The following is a 1005-nucleotide window of genomic DNA, read 5'->3' on the forward strand; positions in this document are numbered from 1 at the left end:
TTCCATAGACAGAATCGAATTCCTCGGCTTCATCCTTCTAAGCTAGTGATATCGGCGGATTAGATCGCTATTCAACAGAGCAGAATTATGTGTACATGACTTAGTGTTCTATTCTCCGTACCAATAGCGGACAACGCGGGTTGGAATGTGTAAGACGTGACTTGAAACCTTATTTATGTCTTCCTTCATTAGTGTTGTTAGAAGCAATGGGAACGGCAACTGATTCTTCGTCACCGTTAAGAGCGGAGGAGGTACGGGAGTTTGCTGAGGAGAAAACGGAGTTATTGGCTCAGAATCCGGATTTGAATGAGGAGGAGACGAAGGCGGCGATCATCACGGATTTTATTCGGTTACTGGGGTGGGAGATTCCGTTGGATGGGCGGATAGAGTACCAGTTTGGGGAGCACAACACTAATATCGTGGATTACGCGTTGCTCGATGACGGTGTGTCTAAGGTCTTCGTCGAAGCGAAATCCCCTGGGACGGGGTTAGATGGTCACCGGAGTCAGATCACGGAGTATCTTGCGTTAGATAACGTCGAACTCGGGGTGCTGACGAACGGTGAAGTATATGAGGTGTATCGGACGCATATTTCGACGGATGATGAGGTGCAGCGACAGCAAGTCGCGCGGTTTGAATTGGGTGAGTTCCCGGAGTATCTGGATGTGTTGAATTCGTTGACGAAGGAGGAGGTGACGAGTGGGTCGTACAAGGACAGGTTGCAGCGAGTCGTGGATCTCAACGACGCCCGAACCGCGTTGAAAGAGAACCGGCAGACGATCTCACGTGATATCGTGGGGACAGTCACTGATACGGTCGGATCAATCGCACAAGAGCCTGCTCGAGAGCACGTGAACGAGTATCTTGATCAGATTCACGCGGAACTCGGAGCTGCGAACGATATCGGAACAGCAAGCCCTGAGAGCGTGTCATAGAATCCAACTCATAGTTTGAGTTTCTCACGTCCTGGATCGTGTCCTCGCTCGTAGTTGGTGATCGCAATCG

General features: G+C 50.3%; 1 protein-coding gene. It reads left to right on the forward strand.

The window, feature by feature from the left end; genetic code table 11:
- Window positions 1–206 precede the first annotated feature (206 nt).
- A complete protein-coding gene (locus tag GS429_RS15605) occupies window positions 207–935 on the forward strand; it encodes a type I restriction enzyme HsdR N-terminal domain-containing protein (RefSeq protein WP_160066274.1) in 729 nt (242 codons plus the stop codon).
- Window positions 936–1005: the final 70 nt, after the last annotated feature.

This window comes from Natronorubrum halalkaliphilum (genome assembly GCF_009834785.1).
In the GTDB taxonomy this organism is placed as follows: Archaea; Halobacteriota; Halobacteria; order Halobacteriales; family Natrialbaceae; genus Natronorubrum; species Natronorubrum halalkaliphilum.